Raw genomic sequence first — 23,303 nt, forward strand, 5'->3', positions numbered from 1 at the left:
GATCTGGTAAGATTCAAAATCTTAACTTTGCCAGCACAGGCAAATGATCTGAAGCGTAGTGCTCCTGAATTACTTCATGAAACATAGTCTGTATTCCAAACCCAGAAGAATACATAATAAAATCAATGGCTTTTCTAGGGTTCACTACTGGGATAGTGTTAGGGCAACCTTGTTCACAGGTTCTGTCAAATGTTTTGTCAAAATGCGCGATTGTCTCACTCCTAGCTTCTACATTAAAATCTCCAACTAGAATAATTGGCAATTTCTCTCCTTCTAAATGGGAGGTGATAGCCTTGGCTTGGGAAAGTGCATTTGCATCACTGGTAAAGTCTAAATGCGTGTTACCAAATCTGAGCTGCTTCCCTTCTGTAAGGTCAACTGTAAGTATTGAAAGCGTCCGCTGTTCGGTGCCAGATTCTTGGGGAAGAGGAATAGTTTCCATGTTCGAAATCGGAAATTTGGAGAGAATAGCAGTCCCATAGGCTCCACCTTTGTAATCAATCCCTTTGGAGAAATAAAACTCCATATCGGTGAGTTCCGCCAGTTTTGCCGCTTGATCCAAGTTCATACCTGATCGCTCATTGTTCACGTCAATCTCCTGCAAGCCTACCAGATCCGCCTTTGAATCATTGATCACCTGAGCAATACCTTCTACATCTATCAAATTGGGTTTGCTGGGAGGATTGCAATGATGGACATTGTATGAAAGCACTTTGATCTCCAAACCTTCAGCTATTTCAGGCTCTTCGATTGGGTCAGTTTCGATGATTGGTTCCTGAGCATTTGCACAAGAATTCAGGAAAAAGACAAGTAATGCAGCTATGAATAATGGTGTTTTTTTCATTGTAATAGTTTATAGATCAAGCTGAACGCTTGGTGTCATTTTGATTTTATACTTATTTCAGCTTCCAAGGGAAGATGGTCTGATGAATGAATGCCTAATGGAATATTGACTTTGGATACTTTTAGAAGAACTTCTCTACTCACCCAGATGTAATCAATCTTTTTGACTGGATTAAGAACAGGGAAAGTGTTTCCGAGATTTTCATCCGACATTTTAAATGGACCAGTAATCATATCAATTTCTTCCGTTCCTGGCTCAGCATTGAAATCGCCTGTAAGAATCACCGGAAGGTCTGATTCCAGAAAGGATATAGTTTCACCAGCCTGAATCAATCGCGTTGACTGATCCAGTGCAAAGTGAACTGTGGCAAAATCAACTTCTTTGTTATTTGGCAATTTGATCCGTGTTGATAGCAATGCCAATGATGCTTTCTCTCCATTTTTCATAGAAGTGATCGTGCCATTTCGCTGACTTGTGATCGGATGTTTGGACAAAACTCCCAACCCATAAGCTCCACCATCATATTCAAAGTGTCTGAGAAAAGCGTAATGCATTCCTGTGATTTCAGCTAATACCTTCATCTGGTCTACCTTTCCTGAACGATTGCACACACTGTCCACTTCCTGCAGGCCCACCAAGTCCGCTCCTGAGTTCTTGATATATTCGCCCATTTCTTGCAGCGTATTTACTTCATTCCGATCTGCACCGTGGTGAATGTTATAGGAAATCACCTTCAGAGATTGTGCCTCTGAAATCTCTAGGGATAAAAAAATAGCTATCAGCGCAATTAGGAAGGTTTTTAATTTCATGGTGAAACCTAGTTTATTTGTTCTCTTTAGCAGAAATCACAAATTCAGTTTGTAACCCAGCTTCCGGAGTCACCAATATATTTTCTACTGAGACAATTATTTTAGTTTCCTCTGGATATTCCCAGACGGCTTTCAAAATCACCTGAGTTGTATCATGAGCTGCAATACGAACCTGCCCTAATGGAAAACCTTCGATATCATATTCGGCTTTCATCTTTGCTTCAAAGGGAATATCCGAGTTGTTGATAAAATTCACAACCAAAAGAGGTTCAGATTTTCGCATTTTCCGCTCAGTGAAAACATCAACAGAAGCCTTGAATAATGCCTCAGCTTCTGGCTGTCTTGCTACCACATAATCTCCAAAATATAAAGCGGTTCGCTTCGCAAAAAGTGCTTCCTCCACCCCTTCTGCTGTTTTCTCCTTAGCAAAAACCAAGGTCATCGGTCGATGGGTATCCTTATATCTCGGATGATTATCATAATGCTCATCGGTATTGCAAAGCATAGTCAAATCATACTCCAGCGCCATTCTGTGTGCAATCACATTGTAATTACCGGAATTTACAACCTCCACTCCTTTAAGAATATCCGCATCGAGTAATTCCTGATGAAAAGAGGTAAACAGCACGGTGTCCTTAGTATCCCACCAGCCCCAACTGGGATGATTATAGGACACAAATGCATTTTGCTTTTTTACTGCCAGAAAAGGTCCCATTAATTGGTCATGGGTAACGCTGTCTTTCATCACAAATTCAGCTTTTCCACTTTTCATGTACTCTGTAGGCAAGATATTCGCATCCTCCAAAAACAACGCATTGTGATGATAAGGAGCTACTCTAGGAGAGATTTCTACTCCTTTAATAATAATCAATTCTTTATTCTCAGCAGCTTTGGTGGCGATTTCATAGGACTTGTTGTAGTCCTGATCAATGATATCCGGAAAGCCTTCGTAATCTATATGTTCTGTAAGAGAAATTACGTCGAGATCATCCCTAATAGCTTCATTCACTCGGAAAGTCGGCCATACGTGTCCATCAGAAAAGACGGTATGCATATGAAAATCGGCTTTGAGCGTATAGAATCCTGGAATATCAGGAACAGTTACTTTACTGTTTTGCGCGAAAGAAACACCGCTGATGGCAACAACCATCAGCAGTGAAAATCTAAGTTTAAGTTGCATAGCTCGTATTGGACGTCTGATTAGTCCCAACCTGGGTTTTGCTCCAGATTTGGATTCAAGACAATATCCGTGTTGGAGATTGGGTGCAAGTATTTTTTATCCGTAAACTCTCTGTTTTCATCGTCTCTCCAGATCAAATGACCTTTTGTTCCTTCCGAAAGCTGCGATGCACTTCCATCTATTACAAAGTAGATCACTCCTGGAACTTTGGTCGCCGGTACAGTTTGGACAAAGGATACATCAGGTGTACCATTCCCATCTAAATCCATCGGAGTATCCAGTGCAGGCACATAAATTCCTTTCCAGGACATTTCCACCAGATCCCCTTTCTTCCAGCGCATCAGGTCATCATATCTCAATCCTTCGTAGCAAAGTTCTATTCCACGCTCTCTTCTCACTTCCAATAAAAACTTGTCTGAGATCCCAGGGAAATAAACTCCTTGAAGGTATGAATCTGGCTCAGTCGGAATAGAAGAATCAACTCCTGCTCTTTCTCGTAATGGCGCGATAGTTTCCATCCACACCGACTCATCAAACTCACCCAATTCAGCTTTAGCCTCAGCATAGTTCAATAAAACCTCGGCATACCTGATGAGAGAAATAGAATTGTAGGCTTCGCTAATCCCATCGTACCTCTTATCATCCAAGCTGAATTTCAGAAGATGATATCCGGTATACGTATATCCAAAATTCGGTGGTGCTGCACTTCCGTCGCTTCGAGTGTAGCCAAGAGAACGTACAGTCTGAGCCAATCTATAATCCCGGTTTGCCATCTCTTCTACGAATACCTTTTCATCAAAACCAGCCTGATCTGTAAATCTCGAGCCATCCGTCATCAGATAAGTATTTATAAACTGCTTATTTAAACCCCATCTAGCGCCATAGGTAGCAGAGTTGAATTTCCAGGTGATGTTGTGCCATCTTCTAAGTGCATTATTATAAACCACCGCCAGCATGACTTCCTGGCTTACCGGATTTTCTGAGATAAATAGGCTCCGGTAATCAGATTCTGGAGATCCCGTAGTGTATAGGCTGTACTGTCCAGCATCCATTACACTTTTCGCTGCGCTTGCCGCTTCTCTAAGCAAATCTGTAGATCCAGCTAACCCCAATTCAGTGTGGTACTTCCTATAGGTTCCCTCAAAGAGAGCCACTCGTGATTTGAATGCCAGTGCTACTTGTCTGGTAATTATGGACGCACTGTTATCTTTTTTGTCACGGATATTCTCAACTGCAAAATTTAGATCTGCCATCACATTATCCATTACCATTTCTCTTGGATCTCGGGCTTTGAATAATCCTTCATCATCAGTTGAAAGTGTTTTGTCATACCAAGGCACATCTCCATACCGCTTCACTTTTTCGAAGTAGAACCAAGCACGGAAAAATCGTGCAATTCCCGCATAATGATTTCTGGCTTCTTCAGGAATCACTTCCTTGTCATAGTTTTCTAGAAAGTAATTGATGTTTCGCAAATCCGTCCAGCTCCAGGCTCCTTCATTCACGGAAGAATAAGATCCTGCGATGAAAGTTGGGCTCTGATTTTTGGAAGTAAATTCTCCCAACTCATCACTTTGAACCACTTCAAGACCACCAGGAATCATGCGCTGATAAAAGGAATTGGTGTAAAGCTCTAGATCTTTTTCTGATTGGAAAAAGGTATTGGGCACTAGCTTGTCCATAGGTTCTGTCTCGAGAAATTCATCGCAAGAAGTGAATGCGATTGCTACGAGCAGTTGGACGAATATGACTAAGATTGATTTTTTCATCTGTTTATCATTTATTTTCAGCAATCATATGAAATCAAGTATTGAGTTTAATTACTCCAGATCCTGAAGCTTGTCTCCTGCTCGATTTCAGCATCATTGTCAATAGTTTAGAAAGAAAGATTGAGTCCGACAGTGTAGGTTTTCAGCATCGGATACGCATCGCCTTGGCCATGACTATTGGTCATGCCACCAGCTGGATTTTCTATGATTTCAGGATCGAAATTGTCCGTGTGCTTATAAAGACCAGAGAAAGTCAGGATATTTTGACCACTCACATAGAGCATTACATTCTTCATCCCAGCTTTTTCTACCCATCGAGTAGGAAATGTATAATCCAATGTGAGGTTTTTCAATCTCATGTAGCTAGCGTCCTGTAGGTATCCAGTCTGTGGAGCACCCAAAGATCTGTTGGTACCCAAAGCAGTATATCCACGAAGTCTTGGCCAGTAAGCATCCGGATTTTCTTCCGTCCAATAGTCATCCATCATGATCTCCGGCTGGAAACCGTAGGGTCTATTGTAAGGCCCGTAAAACAGATCTGCTTCAGGAGCGAAATACCAGTCTCTCTTAGCTATCCCCTGGAAGAAAGCACTGATCCCAAAACCTTTCCAATTGGCTGAAAAATTAAAACCGAACTGGTATCGTGGAGCATTATTACCAATGATTCGGCGGTCGCCAGGGTTGTCCACTGTATTTTCTCCCTGATTGATCACACCATCTCCATTTACATCTGCAAACTTCAGATCTCCAGGAAGCCATTGTCTATTGTTGGAATTGATCAAGAAGGACTGATCGGCATGATTGGCCACATCTTCTTCAGAAGTGAAAAAGCCCATGCTTTCGTAGCCCCAGATTTCACCAATTTTGCTCCCTACGTAATAGGTGCTGCTGATGATTTTTTCAGGATTGTTGAACTTTGTGATTTCAGATTGATTGTCCCAAAGGGAACCAGTAAAACTAATATTTAAAGGACTTCCGCCAGCATTGAACTGATCTCTCCAAGTCGTCGAAAACTCCCAGCCTTTGGTAGTCAGGTCCGCGTAGTTACCATACGGCTCCGTAGCACCGAATACATTTGGTAAAGGAGGCCCATAGGTAAACATATCAGTAGTGACACGGCTGTACCAGTCATAGGTCATGCTTAACTTGCCTTGGAAGAAGGCCGCATCCAACCCAATATCCAATGTAGTAGCTTTTTCCCAAGTTAATCCTGTAGGAATTACTCCAGGCAATGAGGTGTAGCCTTGTTGCACACCCTCAAGAATTACACTCGTTTTACCTACCGACATAGTTTCCATATAGCGATACGGAGCCACGTTCCCATTCCCTAAAGTACCGTAGGAACCTCTAACTTTCAGATTGTCCAACCAGCTACGGGTATCTTCCATAAATCCTTCTTCGGAAATATTCCAACCCGCAGACATGGAGGGAAAGAATCCAAATCTCTGATCATTCGGAAACTTAGAAGAGCCATCGTATCGGCCGTTAAATTCTAATAGGTATTTGTCTTTGAAAGCATAATTGAGTCTATAGAATACACCTACATATTTCCATTCATTTCCTCCACCGGAAATATTGTAGTTCAAACCATCGAGTAGGTTAAAGTCAGGCTTGGTAGGAACAAGCAATCCATCACGCTGAGAATCAGTGTTGAGGTATAGGTTACTTTCTACATTGTAGCCGAGCAATAATGTAAAATTATGTGCGTCGTTGAAAGTCTTCTTTAGCTCGGTGGTAATATTGGATCCCCAATAGGTGGTTTCATCAGAAAGCTCTCTCAGAAGGCTTTGGCCAAATCTAGAGGATTGACCAGGCGCGTTACTATAATTGATAAAGTTGTTGAAACGCTTGTCGGTATTAAAGGTCTTTGCAAAGGTGAAATTTGCTTTAAAAGTTAATAAATCCCCAAAAGGCATTGCCGTCAAGCTAGGTGTGTTTCTCACATAGAATTTAGACTGATTGGATTTACTGCTACCTTCTACGAAGGATGCACCCGTATTCACTCCTTGCTGGGTAAATGTCCCGTCAGGATTGCTCATCATCGCCATAGGAAATCCTCCTACTGCCATGTATCTCCAGATACCCGCATCACCATTAGCCAGTAATGGGTATTCATACTTATAGGTGCTGAGGTCGAAGTTATTTTCTAAGGAAAGCCAAGGCTTTAAGTCCACTTCACCCTTTGCACGTATGTTGTATTTGTCAAACTTATCCGGAGAATATCTAAAAATACCGTCTTGGTGATAATACAAACCGGATATGAAATATCTAGCCTTATCATTCCCACCTGAAGCGGATAAAGAAGCTTCCAAAGCAGGCATTTTGTCCCTATGTAGTAATTGAAACCAGTCGGTATTCCCATAATACTCATAGCGGTTAAGCTCTTCATTGAACTCAATTTTAGGCAAGGAAGGATCTTCATCATGTGCTTTAAGACGATCTAAATATTCTAATGAGAAAGGGAAATTTGCATTGACAGAAATCGGGTGCGTCTTGTAATCGTACCAAGCAAAAAATGCCTCATCAAAGTTTTTTGCCCATTCATATCCATTGGTGACGAGATTTGGAACAACTGTACGTTCATTTACAGATCTGCTGATTTTCAGATCCAAGCTAGTCTTACCTGCAGTAGGATTTTTAGTAGTGATCAGGACAACTCCAAAAGCAGCTCTAGAGCCATATACCGCAGCAGATGAAGCGTCCTTCAATACCGTTACGCTTTCCACATCGTTTGGATTCACTAGGTTAGCATCACCTTCTACACCATCGATCAGAACCAAAGCATCTCCACCTGCGCCGATTGACGTTGTTCCCCGAATGTTAAAAGCCGCAGAACGTGTGGGGCTACCATCCACCATTTTGATGTTCAAGTTTGGCAAAGTCCCCTGAAGCATTCTGGTCAAATTCGGAGATGGTCTATTTTCTATTGCCTCAGAACCTATTTGTGAAACGGCTCCGGTCAGATTGATCTTTTTCTGAGTACCATAACCTACTACCACCACTTCAGCCAACTCCTGTGGAATCAGGAAAAAAGTCATCCCATTTTCATCAATTGCGATTACCTCCGGATTATATCCCAAAGCAGATGCTTTGATTTCTTTCCCTACCAAAGACTCATCGATCTCTATGGACCAGTTTCCATCCAAATCAGTAACTGCCCCTTGACTAGTTTCGGAGATGAATACACTCGCTCCAGTAATGGGTTCTTTCGTTTCAGAATCCAAAATCCTTCCTGATATCATAATTTTCACCTCAATCGCTTCCTGGGATTTCTTTACAGAAGGTTTGACCGCGATGGATTCGTTGATTTGTTTGAAGCCAAGCTTGGTCTGTGCAGCCACTTCATAAAGCAACGTCTCCAAGTCGGTATTGCCTGAAAGAGCTATTCGTTTATTTTCAAGCGCTTCAGGATTAAAATGAAATCTGAACTCTGTCTGCTTTTCCACGAGTCTGAAAAACTCCAACACTGAAGTTTTTTTCGACTGGATTGTAATCTGTGTCTTATTGAGCTGTTGCCCATAGGTGTTATTCGCTACAGCTAGACCACTGAAGCAATAACTCATCAAGAAGACTACCATGAGGCACTTGGATGTATCCCACATGAGTTGTAGTAATTTTTTTTTCATAATTTTGATAAGTAAAAGGTTGAGACCTGAAGTTGCCGCATCGCCAAAATTGTACAGCTTCAAGTCAGTTAAATCATTCGATCTTTCATCCGGTGGTTTTAGGAATCACCGGATTTTTTATTCACAGGAGTTAGCATGGATTGTTACATCGGCATCATCAATTTTATAGGTTAGGTTTAAGGTATAGCTGATTGTTTCTAGAATTTCATCCAAACTAGCTTGTGTAAATTCTCCACTGTAATGACAATTTTCCGCATTGCCTTCAACTTCGATATCTACTTTATACCATCTTTTCAGAGTTGATTTTATCACATCAATAGAAGCATTGTTAAAAGTTATTTTGCCTTGACGCCAACCAGGTAGTTGGTTGAGATCGAAAAGCTCAATTTCGGAAAGTCCCTCTTCGGCGGTCCAGCTGATCCGCTCACCTTTTAGTAGGTCTTCGGAATGGATGTGCGATCGATGATCGGCAAACCTCACCCTACCGGAATAAACAGACAGTTCAACACGTGTTTGATCATAAGATTTCAGGTTGAAGGATGTCCCAAGGACTTCCGTAGTAATAGAACCTGTGGTAATTTTAAAAGGTGACTTAGGATTAGGGATAACCTCAAAAAATGCCTCTCCAAATAGATTCACTTGACGATTTCTAGGAAAGTCTTCTGCGAACTCAACTGTAGAACCAGTACTCAACCAAACCTTAGAACCATCCGGAAGCAAAAAAGTGGACACTTTCCCTACCTCATTGGTGTAGAACCCAGATGCTATTTTGACTTTGTCAGCTTTTTCAGGCAGTACAGAATACAATCCATACCCTGCCCCACAAATACAAAGGAAGATTGCAGCTTTCCACATCCAGCTTCCAAAAAATGATTTGCTCCTTTTCGCATTTTTACTCTGAGGAATCTTTATTTCACTTTTGATCCTTTCCCAGGAATTGGACTTGATTTGGGCTAAATCAGTAGGCTTCGACAAAGTCTCTTGCAGGGACTCGTACCAGTGATTCAATTCCCCAATTTCTTGTTGGTTCTTCGCTTCTTTAGAAAAAAGATTCCTTAACTGATCTTTGATTTTTTGTGAATTCATAAACTGTCTCTTCCTACTAAAGAGACCCGATTCATTACTTTCATCTAGTAGAAACCAGTTATAGAATCATGAATTAAAAATTCTACTTGATAACAAAACGATAATAAAGTCAATGGATAATTGTGGCAAGGATTGCTAAAGCCATAAGGTTATTTTCAAGCTGAGCCTGGAGTTTAGAATTAGCTTGACTCAAATGATTTCTCACTGTAGACTCAGCAATGCTGTAAGTCTCTGCAAGCTCTTTAACCGTTTTATTTTCAAATCTATTCTGGATAAAAATCTGCCTACTTCTCACAGGTAATTCGTCAATTTTATCCATTAGAAAAGTATAGAGCTCATTAAACTCCATGATTTTGAACCCATCTGAATGATCAATACTAACAGAGTTTGGTACAACAGAATCAAGCTCGTCAAATACAATTTTCTCCTGATCAATCCACTTAAAAAATTGATACTTCATCATGGTAATCAAGTAGCTCCGTAGATTCTGAATCTCTCCAAGACTTTTTCTGTATTTCCAAAAATTAATAAATGTCTCCTGCGCCAGATCCTGAGCCAAGTCCTGAGATTTTGTCTTTTTGAGGGCATGAAGAAACAGCATTTCCCAGTAGCCATCAAATAGTACTTTGAAGGATGAATCATCATCCTCATTCTGGATTTTCAGGAGAAGCAGCTGTTCGTTTAGGAGAGCATTCATGCACTTGTGTTTGTAGTAAAGTTACCCTTAGATATGTTGACCTGAGAAATAATGATGTTAAGAATAGATTATCAATCAAAATCAGAAAACGATTGTTTTCAAATTAAAAGGCTCAGGTAAAGTGTAGGAAAATTTAAAAACGCAGAGGAAAAGCTGCCTTTAAAATCATCCTTATCCATTTATAAATACACCTTTACTCATTTGCACTTTTAGGCGCAACAATTTTGAACCCTACTTGTAAATGAGTATGTAAGTTTTTTACAAAACCATCTGATTATGTGGTCAGTAATAAAATTTCAAGGGACGGTTTTCATCAGCTTTTTTGCCATGATTGGCGCTTTGGGAGCAGAAAACCTCTTTTTGCTGTGGCATGGGGAATTTGGAGTATCTATATCGCCAACCTGCGGTCAAAAAAAAAAATAAAAGAGCTGGATAAAGAGCAACTTATCCTGTAAATATTGAACAAACTCTAAAATCCAAAAAGGAACTTCAAAGACGCGAAAGATCCCAATAGGAAAAAGAATATCGAATTAACGCTAACCATTGTAAAGCCCATTCTGGAGAGAAATGGCTTTTTCATGTGTGCGCTCTGGATGAGAGAAAGTGAAAATCCAGCACCAAGGAAAATGATTACTATAATTAGAGGTTCCAGCATAACGCATCAGCTTTACCCGAGGTTAACTCTTAAATGGTCAATGATTATTTCTATTATCATTATCCGCAATGATGCCAGACACCTTTGATACTTTGCTAATCAGGTTGGAAGACCGAAGACCGAAGACTCCCGCAGTGGCGGGACAGGCAGAAGTGGCCTCAAATCTTAAGTTTAACAGATCTTACATTGCTTTTGCCACCTTACTGGTAGAAAAGCGGATATACATAATTTCTATTTAATCCTAAATAACTAGCAGCAAACAATTATTGCTTGCTTATTCTTACAATTAGCCTATAAACTGAAAGTCGAAATTTCCAATACAATTATAACTTGCAATCATCGTTTCAACTTTTTAACTAAATTATATGAAGATAAAAAAATTATTTCTCATCCTATTTTTCCTGGGTCTAGGAATTTGGGGTGCGTATCGATTTTTTCAGATTGACATCTTATATCCTTATGACAAGGAATTTAAAAAATTCGTCATTGAATCGTCCTCACCAATAGAAAACATTGACCCTGGAAATGAAAACTATAATGGATTCGAGAAAATAGCTGCTGCCATAGGTGATTCAAAAGTGGTATTCCTCGGTGAACAAGATCATGGAGACGCTCCAACATTTTTAGCAAAAACCAAAATAATCAAATACTTACATGAAAAAATGGGTTTCAATGTACTTGTTTTTGAAAGTAACTTTTTAGGATTAAATAGGTCATTAGCTAATGCTGAGGAATTACTATTTTCAACAAGTGCTCAGTATAAAGACTTTATTTTTCCTATTTGGACTAATTGTAGAGAGTGTAGCGATTTATTTACTTATATAGACTCCAAAAAATCAACAGACAACCCAATTCTAATTTCTGGAATGGACCCACAAGTTTATTCTTCTGAAGAAGGACCTTTTCCTATAGACTACTTAATTTCTGACTTGGCCAGAAATAATGTTTTTAGGGATAGTACGGAGTGGAAAAATATAACAAGATTTCTTAAAACATTGGTACAAGACGATTATCAGGCTGCACTTAATTCTTCAGCAATAGATTCGCTGGAGAATTTCTTTCAAATAGCAGAAAGTAAATTTAAACCTGACTCTTATTTGCACCAGTCATTGCGAAGTCTTAGAGGATTCGCACTTTCAGCACTAGATACATCTAAGAGTAATAATGCCAGAGATGCACAAATGAGTGATAATTTTTTGTGGTTAAAAGACAATGTGTTCTCTGAGGAAAAAATAATTGTCTGGGCCAGCAACTCACACCTATTTAAAGGTTATAGAGATTTGACCTACTCCATTCACCCTAGCGACTCCATTAATGCAGGAACATTGATTGCAGACAAAATTGAGGATGAATTATATGTTCTGGGATTCACTTCAAATAGAGGGAAGGCAGGTAGGTTGTATAAAGAAAAATATGATCTACGCCCAACAAATAGAAATAGCTTTGAAGCATTTATGGAAGAAACTGATGCGGAGTATGCATTTATCGATTTTAGAGGAAATAGCTTTGATGGAAACCAAAACCCAAGGTTTTGGATGAAAAGTTTAATTCATACACCAAACAAATTCAATTGGACAAAAATGTTCGATGGCATCTTTTATATCGAGGAAATGTACCCGTGCACAGATGTTTTAGGCATTGATCAATTCGCAATTGAATAGATCACATTTAGCTGTTTGTATTTACGGTTTCGCTAGCTTGAAAGTCAAAAAGCTGGAATGATTGAATTTCTTGCAGATAGTCACACAAGCCAACCAAAGCGAATTGAACCCCAAATAAGGACGGTCTGAAGCTTGATTTTTAGGAGCATTTTTTGGATTCCAGACCTGTTATATAACGTGAAAATGGATGGAAGTGTAATTAGTTGCTTAAATCATCCAAGAGTCTTCTAATTCTTAATTACCGCAGTGACAATTGATCTAGCGGGTATTGTCACTTTCTCTGCGGGCGATTCTAACTCTAGTGATTGCAAATCCATATTTTTGGAAGTGATGTAAAGATTATCAATAGTATTTCCCCTGCCATCCTTAGACAGATTTACTTGCACCTCTTTTATTCCAGAATTCACTAAAATCACCACCATATCACCCTGATCTACAGATTGATAAGCAGAAACCAACAGGTCTGGGAATTGCTCTTTTTGGTCACCTATCTCTACTTCAACACGCTCATATCCAGGTCGGATAAACTTACTGTAATTCCCCAACGCCCAAAGCATTTTGCTCTCATAGAAATTACCATCTGCCTTTTCCTTGTCAATATAAATCAAGCCATCCTTATAATTATAAGGTGAAATGGCAATCCACCAATGCCATGCACTTGCATTGGAGATGGTCAGATCATTGTGGATCACCCTAGCCATATAAAGCGCTGGATCAATACCCAAATCTCTTCCACCGCCGTTTATTTCACCTCCGTTATCTCCCAAAATACAGTACTCACTCATCCAGTAACTTAAACCATCTATTGTATTTATGGCCGAATTGAGGTTAGTACGAAGTTGTACAGCCGATTCAAAAGGCGAAGTAGTAAAATAACTATGTGCGGAAATTGACCTACTTACATGCTTCAAATCCCCAATGAAATTTGACGATACAGGGCTGAAAAAATCCGCAATTTGTTGCCCTCTGCCTTCTTTATCAGCTTGCTCAAAAAGGTAATTTATTTTACCTGCTTCGGCTACATCAATTTTGGTAGTCAAATTATTTCTTTCCAATGCATCATCTACTGACTTAACTATTCCCGCTATTTCATTATTCCAAAACGGCGTTCCCTCCTGGCCCCCATCTGACCAATCCCACTGAGGCTCATTCACAGGGCTTACATAATCCACATGCAGTCCTTTCTCTCCCAATCCTTTTATAACCCGTGCTAGATACTCTCCAAAAGCGCCATAGTTTTCATCGGAAAGATTTGATTTTCCCTCATTAGCATATGCTTTTCCAGTCTTAGTCAAAGACACCGGTGGACTATTTGGGAAAACCAGTAATTTACCTACTCCAAATTCCTGAGCCGCTTTCGCAAACCAAACTTGACCGGCCTGCTTCGACCAATCATATGAACCATCAGCGTTCAAAAACGACTCAGCTCTCCTCCACTCATCCTTAATTCCACTTTGCTCCCCTTGCTCGGCGCTTCCTGCTCCTACGTTAAATCTCCATAGGGACAATCCTATACCTTTTGGATTTCCCTCAGTATCTAACTCGTTGCTAAAAAGCAGCTCGGCAATTGCATGTTTTTTTTGATCAGGCCAAAGTCCTACGAACTGGGTGGACCAAGCATCCGATGCGCCAAAATGCTCTATGGTCTGAAAGGTCTTATCAGTAAGGATATTTATTTGTATAGCTTCTTCAGTAATTGTATCGACTTGACTTTCCTGTCCTGAGGTCTGACATGCAAAGAGAAGTGCAAAAGATGAAAATAGACAAGACTTGAAAAAGAGTGATTTCCCTATCATTATTCTAGTTGTCATAAATTGAAATTTATAAAAAAGGGGAAGTTTTTGACTTCCCCTATAGTTGATTAATAGCCAGGGTTCTGCTCCAGCTGATTATTTGAAGCTAATATTTCAGCTCTAGGAATTGGCAACCAGTAATTCTGAGTTTCAAATTTCTTTCCGCTCAAAGATACTTTTCTCGTATAAGTCAAGCTACCATCGGCTGCTTTCACAATTTCAATACCATAAGCAGGTGTATTTTCCACTTCATCTGCCGTCATCCATCTTCTCACATCATAGTAGCGATGCTCTTCAAAAGCTAGTTCAATTCTGCGCTCATGATGGATCCTTTCTCTCATTTCATCTTGGCTCAAGCCAGTTGGTAAATCTGGCATTTCCACACCGTTTCTACTTCTAATTGAATTGATAGCATCATAAACACTTCCTTCAGGGCCCACAGCCTCATTTTGAGCTTCGGCATAATTCAGCAAAATCTCAGCATATCGGAAGTAAATCCAATTTTGAGTACCTGCTACCTCCCAAGGATTTCTAATAGGCAGATCTTCATTGATAAATTTCCTTAAATAATATCCTGTTTTACTCGTATTCCAATTAGATGGTCCACCTTGGCTATCTCTTCCATTCGGAAGAAAAGTCTCAACTTCTCTATCTCTGTAAGGAGCTCCGTTATACAAGATGCTTTCGTAAAATCTCGGATCTCTATTTTCATAGGGAGCACTTGCTTGCTCTTCATTATTCCAGTCGAACGGCGTGCCATCCATCATTTCATAATCATCGATCAGGTTTTGAAGCGGTACATTTCCTCCCCAACCGTCATATCCATTGGGACCATTGGCGATTTCCAGCGCAGTATGTCGCGCATTGATATTATAATATCTGGCGAAAATAATTTCAGAATTGCTCTGAGGAGTCAAGAATAAATCTCCATAACCACTCTGGTACAGACTATACTGACCAAGATCCATGACCGCTTTTGCCGCTTGGGCGGCTTCTTGCCATTTCTGCGCATCGCTACCGCCGTCGTTATACAAAGGACTTGCTGCATAAAGTAACAATCTGGACTTTAGCGCCAGTGCAGCTCCTTTGGTAGCTCTACCTTCTAGCCATGTACCACTATTCGTTTGGGGCAAAACCGCTTCAGCCTCATTCAATTGCTGTACAACATAGGTGATTGCTTCCTCTTTTGGCATTTTGTTGTAAAACGAGGGATCTGTAAAATCATCACCTAGTTGCGCTACGTTATCTCCCATGAAGACAATATCTCCATAGTTTTTGATCAAATCAAAGTAGCGGAATGCTCGAATAAACTTTAGCTCAGCGATCAACAGCTCTTTGCCTGACTCACTCATTTCAAGCTCACCGATATTTTCCAATGCATAATTGACCTCTCTGATACTTCTGTAAGATCTACCCCAAAAAGTCCCAGCTATCCCAGTATTTTGAGGAGAAAGCTGACCTTGCTGGATAAACCAGGTATTGTCATCGTTATTGTAAATGGACTCATCAGTAAGGGAGCTCCACATAGCGTACTCAAAACCACGCCCAAATCCTGGCTGGTAAGCATCTCCTTCTTTGTTGGTCAATCTCACACCTAAGTATCTATTGATGACATAAGCTTCAAATAGTGTAGAATCTGAAAGTATAGAAGCATCAGATACACGGTCAGTCGGCACTACATCGAGAAAATCCTCTTGACAACTGACCAGCAAAACGCTGCTTAACGCCAGCCCAATGAATGGTTTAAATATATTTTTAGTAGTCATTTTGGTTGGGTTTAGAATTGAATATTAACGCCAAGATTGATAATCTTCTGCTGCGGATAGAACTGACCGCTTTCGCTGGAACCTTCTGGATCATAGTCTTTCACACCAGTCAACGTGAAGAGGTTGAAGGCATTTGCATAGATCTTCAAGCTACTGATTGATAGCTTTTCCAATATCGGCTGAGGTACATTGTAGCCTAGCTGAATATTCTTCAATCTGGCAAAAGTGGCATCGTTCAACCAGAAATTATTGCGATATAGTCCGCCACTTACTGCTGAAGATGCTCTTTCGCTCACTCTTGGGTAAGTGCCGTCTGGGTTGGATGGAGAATACCTGTTATCAGCCCAGCTGCTATAGAAATTACCAACAGTTCCTGATTCAGGTAATACGTATTGATTCACTTGGGATTGTCCGGAAATAACGGCTGAGAAATCCCAATTTTTCCATGCTGCATTCAATGTGACACCAAAAGTGATCTGAGGGATATTACCATATTTCGTTCTGGTCATATCGTCTGCATTGATCTCTCCGTCTCCGTTAAAATCTTCATATATCAGATCTCCGACGATTGCACCCGGCACATGTGGCGTGTTATCAAGTTCTTCCTGGCTTCTGAAAATTCCAATTGCATTGTAGAGCAAATAGGTATTGAGAGAATTTCCTGTCTGGCGCTGGTAGTCCAACACGCCTGGAGCTTCATCTATGTAAACAATTTCATTTTTGGCATACGTAAAATTCCCCGCTACCCCAAAACTGAAATTGCCTTCATGCTGGTAACCTAAAGTGGATTCAAAACCATGGCTTTTCACTTCGCCGATATTTTCCGCTGGCACCAAAGACTCTGCATCGTATGGATTTACAATACCAGAAGATCCAGGAATTGAAGCATTTCTGATTGTCAAAATCTTGCTTCTATCCTGTTGGAAATAAATAAACTCAGTAGTGAATTTTTGTAACCAAACCGCATTGAATCCAATGTCAGTTTTGGTAGCGACTTCCCAAGTAATATTTGGGTTTGCCAAGCGGGTAAGATCTATACCTGTACGAACCACATCTCCAAGTACGTATCGGTTATTGAAAGAATAATTGTCAAAATATTGGAATTGACCTACGTTGTCATTACCAAGCTTACCGTAAGACGCTCTGAATTTCAAATCATCAAAAAAGCTTACTTTCTCTCTAAACCAAGTTTCCTCTGAGATTCTATAGCCTAGAGAAAGAGATGGAAAAAAACCATATCTGTTATCCGATGGGAAGTTAGAGGATCCATCAACTCTCATCTGTAGCTCCGCTAAGTACTTCTCATTATAATTGTAGGCAAACTTACCTAGGTAACTTTTTCTTGTGTAATTGTAGCTACTTCCCCAGTTGTCATAATCTGACGCAGCTGCACCACCCTGGGATAGTTCAGGAGTTTCTGCGGTAGGAAAATGAAGTCGGGAAGCACCCAAGGTATGAGTTCTATTTTCACTTTGCTCATAGCCCACAAACGCATCGATAAAGTGATCTCCAATATAATGCTTGAAGTTCAACCTGATATTCGATACCATCATAGACTGAGAATAGTGCTGTTCAGAAAGTGTCGGCTGCTGATCTGGCCCTCCTCCTACTACTACAGGATTATAGGAATCTGCCGTGCGATCATAATTATACAAGGTATAAGGCTTACTAAAGTTTCTTGATCTATCCGAACTTTCATCAACAGAGAAAAACCCCTCTGCAGAAAGTCCATCCAAGAACCCAAATTCATACTTACCTCTTAGGATACCATTAAAGACGTACTTAGGATTTTGATTTAATCCTCCTTGATCTGTGGCCATGATTACAGGATTGGAATTTTCTATACCTGTGGAAGGTAGGCCATTTGGATAGATTGCTGATGCTGTAGGGTAAGCTCTATAGATTGAACGAAAAATATCTCCTGCACCTGAGGTCGGATATTGTCTATCTTCTTTTCTACCAGCCAGAGACAATCCCACACTCAAACGCTCAGTAATATCCGCATCTACATTTGACCGGAAGCTGTATTGATCATATCGGGTGGCTCCATCATTGTACAAGCCATCCTGACCCGTTTTTCCCAAGGATAGGAAATAGGTCACATTATCCGAACCACCTCTGATGCTCAGATCATGTTGACTTTGCAAAGCTGTATTATTCAGTGCAGCAGCAGCCCAATCGGTATTTGGGTAGTTAAGCGGGTCAGATCCATCGCTGAACTTCGTCAATTCCTCATCACTATACACCTGATTCAATCCTCCTTGTGGATTATTATAGTAAGCTATTTCATTTCGAATCTGAGCGTACGTATTGGCATTAGCCATTTCCGGCAATCTTGTAGGAGAAGAGAACCCTTGATTAAAGCTGTACGATATCACCGGTTTTCCGGACTTTCCGCGTTTCGTAGTTACCAGAATCACACCGTTTGCAGCTCTGGCACCATAGATAGCCGCCGAGGCATCTTTCAACACCGAAATACTTTCAATATCGTTAGGGTTGAGACGCTCGAGACCGCCGATCTGTCCAGGCACTCCATCCACTACGACTAGTACATCATTATTTCCAGTGGTCGCAAGACCACGTATGCTGATACTAGACCCGTCGTATCCAGGTTCACCTCCACGGTTATTGGCGATCACGCCGGAAAATCTTCCGGAAAGGGAATTGGAAATATTAGGTTGGGGACTGCTCTGAATATCTTTGCCGTCAACTTGGGACACAGAGCCAGTAAGAGTTGCCTTTTTCTGTTCACCATACCCGACAACTACCACTTCATTAAGCGATTGGGAATCTGGTTCAAGTTCAATAGTGATAATGCTCTCACCTCCCTGGATGATATATTCCTGAGTGACGTATCCGATGAAGGATATACTTAAAATAGCATTTTCTTTGGAAGCATAGGACAAAGTAAAATTGCCATCCAAATCTGTCACAGCACCTGTAGTGGTGCCTTTCAGCAAAACGGAGGCTCCTGGGAGTCCTGTTCCGGTTTCGTCAAGTATTTGGCCCGAAATTTTCTCCTGTCCAAATGCATTGGGCACACTGCATATCATTAGTAGCATAAATGACATACAATACAGCCATGCCCTGGCTGGTAATTGTGTTAGCATGTTTTTTAGGTTTATTGTAAACTATTCACTCAATAGAAAAATAAGTGAGACGTATCACTTAGATCCTGCAACAATGTTCAAAAAAATACGATTGAACTAAGGGGCACAAATCAGCAATTTTAGGGGTATAAAATGAGCAAAACGCCTTCCCTTGGAATAATACTGGTATTTATGAATACATTTTTCGTCATTGTGAACTGATGAAACCCATCTATATAGCCATCACTCTTCTTTGTATTTCCCTTACGGGCTATGCACAAAAACTTAATTCGGAATCCATATTTTCGGATCAAAGCCATCTTACATTTTTCTTGCTGGATGTAGAAAACGGACTTTCCAATAACTACATCAACCACATCGAGCAAGATTCATTGGGCTTTATTTGGATCGCTACCATAGATGGGTTAAACCGCTACGATGGACATGATTTTTTAGTTTACAGGAAAAGCAATCTCAACCCTACCTCCGGACCCGCGAACAACTATATAGAACATATAAACCTTAGCCAAAACCAAAATCTTCAATTAGCCACCAACAAAGGCTTGAGCGAATACGATCCTAAGAAAGATTTTTTTCGTCATTTAGAAGGATCATCCCAAAATTCAATAAGTCATGTAATCAATCATCCCAATGGTGCACAAATCATAGCTAATTATGAAGGAGGCGTCGCGATCACAAAGTCTGACAGCATCATTGCGTTCTATCAGCATTCACCCGGCAATCCTAATTCACTTTCTTCTGCCCGAGTTTCATCATTGGCCCTTCAAGGCGATTCGATTTTGTGGGTAGGCCATTTTGACAAAGGGCTGGACAAAATTGATTTGCAGCAAAAATCACTAAGTAATGTATCTAGCACAAACCCTAAGTTCCCTGCAAACATAAACTCACTTTACACGGATGAAACCGGAAACCTCTGGATAGGATCAAACGAAGGGATCCATGTCATTACCAACAGTTCAGACACCTTGCAAATTAACTCAGCAAACTCACCTGAAAATGGATTGAGTGATGGTAATGTGCTTTGCTTCGAAAAAGACCAGCAGGGAAACCTATGGATTGGCACCCGAAATGGCGGTTTGAATATTCTGAATCCGACTCAATTCCTACAGGATCAATCACTACAACTTAAATGGTTTGAATCAAGGCAAGATGGATCTGGCGTATTTAACAGGACTGTATCTGCGCTTAAGCTCACAGCTGATGGCTATATGTGGATAGGAACAAGCACTGGATTAAACTTTGTAAACCCGCAAGGAGACCCGATAAAACTGATCCATAGAAACCTCTCCAAAAACCAAACTATTTCGCATGATAGAATCGGTTCATTAGCCGAAGCTAACAATGGAAGCATATGGATAGGAACAGATGGTGGCGGACTGGATCATTACTTCCCCAACACTGAAAAAGTACATAGCTACGTTCATGATCCAGCCAACCCGCAAAGTCTTTCCAACAATTACATCATCTCTGTATTGGAAGACAGTAAAAAAAATCTCTGGGTGGGAACTTACCAAGGCGGCCTGAACTTGCTAGACCCTGAATCAGGTAAAAGCAAGCACTACCTTCAGGGTAATCAGGAAGATGGGAATGATGTGCGCAAAATTTTTGAGGGAAAAAATGGCCAGATCTGGGTAGGCACGAATCGAGGTGGATTATATCGCTACCATCCTCCAATTGATGATTTTGACTACGTAAAGCAACTTGGGAAAATTGATATAAGAGATATCGCTGAAGATGAATTGGGCAACCTCTGGCTGGCAACATTCGGTGAAGGTATAATCCGATACAATTACCTCACAGGCGAGCAGGAGCTCTTCAATGAAAAAACTATTCCCGGATTTCCTGTGGAAGTAGTTTTTGGAATTGAGGTTCTAGATGATGGCGACGTGCTGGCCGGAAGTAGGTATGAAGGATTGATCAGATTAAACCCAAAAAGTAAAAAATTCACTCTTTTTACAGATGAAGATGGGCTCAGCAATAATTCTATCAACAGTCTGACAAAAGGAAAAGATGGTCAAATCTGGCTTGGAACCTATCGCGGCATCAGCTATTTCGATCCGAAGACGAATACAATTGGAAATCTCAATCCTTACAATAACATTCAACAAAGTGAATTTAACATCGGCGCTTCCTTGGTCACTCAGTCAGGAGAAGTATACATGGGAGGGAATAAAGGCATTAATGTCTTCAATCCCGTGACTTTGGAAAACCAACTAAAAACCTCCTACCCACTTATTTTCACAGATTTAAGGTTATTAAACAAAAAGGTGCCAGTAAAAAGCAATGCTGAAAACTTTCAGCTCAGTAGAAGCCTCCCTTACCTTAAAGAACTGAAACTAGACCATGATCAAAGTTTGATTTCTATTGACTTTGTAGCGCTCAAATTCCCAGTTGGAAAGGATGTGAGCTATGCTTATAAACTTGAGCCATTTCACAGTCAGTGGATAGAGACTAACCATACTGGCACGGCAAATCTAAGTAATATACCGCCTGGAGACTATGTTTTGAAAGTGAAGGCAAGTTCTGGCACCAGAGACATATCCGAAAATCAACTAGCAATCGTCATTGCACCACCTTTTTGGAAAACATGGCCAGCGTATTTACTCTACATTATTTTGCTTGTATCCTTGATCTCCATCGGAATGCGGTACTACGCGGAAAGATTAAGACTGAAAAATTCGCTCCTTTTCGAAAAAAAGCAAAGACTGTTAGAGCATGAACTTAATGAAGAAAGGGTGCAGTTTTTTACTGGTTTTTCACACGAGCTAAAAACACCACTAACACTTATCATCGCTCCGATAGAAGATTTGCTATTGGAAATCAAAAATTCAAAGCATCTCAAAGGCCTGAAATTGGTGCAAAAAAACGCGAAGTATCTTCATGAGATGATTTCCAAACTACTGGAATTCAGAAATGCTGAACTCAATGTAAATGAAATTAACCTTAAGCCCCAATCTATCGTCAGGCCATTAAAACAGTGGATTGAGCAATACCAACCACTTGCCCGTCATAAAGGAATAAAACTTAGTCATGAACTGCCGAAGACCGATTTTCTGGCAACTGTTGACCTTCAAAAACTTCACATCATTTTCAATAATCTGCTTTCAAACGCATTAAAATATTGCCAGGCAAAAGATCAAATCCTCGTCACAATTCAAGAAAAAACTGACCATTTCGAATTAAGTGTTAGTGACAATGGTCCAGGAATCCCAATTGAAGATCAAGAAAGAATATTCAACTGGTATTATCAAAGTGGAGAAAACACAAAAGAGCAGGGAGCTGGAATAGGCTTAGCACTTACCAAAAGGTTGGTAGAGGATCACAAAGGATCAATCAGCTTACTTAGCGACCCTGGAAAGGGTAGTACTTTTTCGATTTTGATTCCAAAAAAAGCAAATGAAATCATTTCTATTACTGCTGAGAAATCGGGGAATCATGAATGGATACCAGAGCAGGAGCCAGCAGAACTACACTCCACCGTCAATTTTGATCTGAAAGAAGACAAAGAGGTACTTTTGATCATAGATGACAACCCGCAGATACTTAACTATCTGAACAACTTACTGGGCGAGGAATATGATATCATCTATGCGAATGACGGTCAGAAAGGGCTTGATAAAGCGACCCAATTCATACCGGACCTGATCATCACGGATATTATGATGCCTGAGAAAAATGGGATTGATCTATGTGGGGTTTTGAAAGAAAGGCAGGGAACTACCCACATTCCTGTAATCTTACTTTCTGCAAAAGACAGCACCGAAAGCATTACTTCAGGTTTTGGAAAAGGAGCAGATGACTACATTACTAAACCATTTAATGGCCAAATTCTAAAATCCAGAATTAGAAATCTGCTTGACTCAAAAATCAGAATCCGATCCTATTATTTGGGCAAAGACCAGCAGGATACTAATCTTAGTCCTTCAGAAAAATTCGCTATTAATAGGGAAAAGACATTCTTAAAAGAACTGGAGAAGCATATACTAGCCGGGATCTCCCAGCATACCACCGATGTAGATACCATCTCGCAAGCAATGGGAATGAGCAGAACCTCACTTTTTAGAAAACTAAAGGCGCTTACCGGTCAAAATATCAATCAATACATCCGCACAGTGAAACTCTCAAAAGCTGCCTTACTGATAAAAGAGGAAAATCTTGGAGTAGCTCAAGCTGCCTATGAAGTCGGCTTTACCAGCACCAAGCATTTCAGGAAGTTGTTTAAGGAGCAGTTTGGCTATTTGCCTTCTGAAGTCAAAGAAAATGAAGTACTCTAAACTCAATAATTAATTCGATTTTACAATTTCAGG

13 protein-coding genes are annotated in these 23,303 nt (G+C 40.4%); 3 read left to right on the forward strand and 10 right to left on the reverse strand.

The annotated features are described in order from the left end of the window. Positions 1-13: 13 nt before the first annotated feature. The 7 genes from AACZ87_RS11015 to AACZ87_RS11045 all read right to left on the reverse strand — a co-directional run bounded on the left by AACZ87_RS11015 (position 14) and on the right by AACZ87_RS11045 (position 10,011). Positions 14-844 (reverse strand): endonuclease/exonuclease/phosphatase family protein, encoded by an 831-nt coding sequence (locus AACZ87_RS11015; RefSeq protein ID WP_339867142.1) that lies wholly within the window; start codon positions 842-844, stop codon positions 14-16. Positions 845-879: 35 nt separating this feature from the next. Beyond that, a complete protein-coding gene (locus AACZ87_RS11020) occupies positions 880-1,653 on the reverse strand; it encodes an endonuclease/exonuclease/phosphatase family protein (protein WP_339867143.1) in 774 nt (257 codons plus the stop codon). 13 nt (positions 1,654-1,666) lie between these two features. After that, positions 1,667-2,833, reverse strand: coding sequence for an Sb-PDE family phosphodiesterase (locus AACZ87_RS11025; protein WP_339867144.1), 1,167 nt, complete (start codon positions 2,831-2,833; stop codon positions 1,667-1,669). 20 nt (positions 2,834-2,853) lie between these two features. Continuing rightward, positions 2,854-4,602, reverse strand: coding sequence for a RagB/SusD family nutrient uptake outer membrane protein (locus tag AACZ87_RS11030; protein ID WP_339867145.1), 1,749 nt, complete (start codon positions 4,600-4,602; stop codon positions 2,854-2,856). Positions 4,603-4,709: 107 nt separating this feature from the next. Continuing rightward, positions 4,710-8,228 carry a TonB-dependent receptor gene (locus tag AACZ87_RS11035; protein ID WP_339867146.1) on the reverse strand — a complete coding sequence of 1,173 codons (3,519 nt, stop codon included), beginning with the start codon at positions 8,226-8,228 and terminating at the stop codon, positions 4,710-4,712. Positions 8,229-8,345: 117 nt separating this feature from the next. Then, a complete protein-coding gene (locus tag AACZ87_RS11040) occupies positions 8,346-9,314 on the reverse strand; it encodes a FecR domain-containing protein (RefSeq protein ID WP_339867148.1) in 969 nt (322 codons plus the stop codon). Between the two features lie 109 nt (positions 9,315-9,423). Next, positions 9,424-10,011 (reverse strand): sigma-70 family RNA polymerase sigma factor, encoded by a 588-nt coding sequence (locus tag AACZ87_RS11045; RefSeq protein WP_339867150.1) that lies wholly within the window; start codon positions 10,009-10,011, stop codon positions 9,424-9,426. A gap of 723 nt (positions 10,012-10,734) precedes the next feature. Between AACZ87_RS11045 and AACZ87_RS11050 the strand changes: the two genes are divergently transcribed. After that, a complete protein-coding gene (locus tag AACZ87_RS11050; RefSeq protein WP_339867152.1) occupies positions 10,735-10,905 on the forward strand; it encodes a hypothetical protein in 171 nt (56 codons plus the stop codon). A gap of 126 nt (positions 10,906-11,031) precedes the next feature. Further along, positions 11,032-12,327, forward strand: coding sequence for an erythromycin esterase family protein (locus AACZ87_RS11055; protein ID WP_339867153.1), 1,296 nt, complete (start codon positions 11,032-11,034; stop codon positions 12,325-12,327). A gap of 227 nt (positions 12,328-12,554) precedes the next feature. Here AACZ87_RS11055 and AACZ87_RS11060 read toward each other — a convergent pair whose 3' ends face one another. From AACZ87_RS11060 to AACZ87_RS11070, 3 genes are read right to left on the reverse strand one after another with little or no spacing between them, the layout of a single operon-like run. Next, positions 12,555-14,138 (reverse strand): glycoside hydrolase, encoded by a 1,584-nt coding sequence (locus AACZ87_RS11060; RefSeq protein ID WP_339867154.1) that lies wholly within the window; start codon positions 14,136-14,138, stop codon positions 12,555-12,557. A gap of 50 nt (positions 14,139-14,188) precedes the next feature. Further along, the gene (locus tag AACZ87_RS11065) at positions 14,189-15,886 is read right to left on the reverse strand and encodes a RagB/SusD family nutrient uptake outer membrane protein (RefSeq protein ID WP_339867155.1); all 1,698 of its coding nucleotides are present in this window, start codon (positions 15,884-15,886) and stop codon (positions 14,189-14,191) included. Between the two features lie 11 nt (positions 15,887-15,897). Next, positions 15,898-18,996, reverse strand: a complete 3,099-nt coding sequence (locus AACZ87_RS11070; protein WP_339867157.1) for a TonB-dependent receptor — start codon at positions 18,994-18,996, stop codon at positions 15,898-15,900. Between the two features lie 200 nt (positions 18,997-19,196). Between AACZ87_RS11070 and AACZ87_RS11075 the strand changes: the two genes are divergently transcribed. Continuing rightward, on the forward strand, positions 19,197-23,270 hold the full coding sequence (locus tag AACZ87_RS11075) for a two-component regulator propeller domain-containing protein (RefSeq protein ID WP_339867159.1): 4,074 nt from the start codon (positions 19,197-19,199) through the stop codon (positions 23,268-23,270). Positions 23,271-23,303 lie beyond the last annotated feature (33 nt).

The organism is uncultured Algoriphagus sp. (assembly GCF_963974365.1).
Taxonomy (GTDB): Bacteria; Bacteroidota; Bacteroidia; order Cytophagales; family Cyclobacteriaceae; genus Algoriphagus.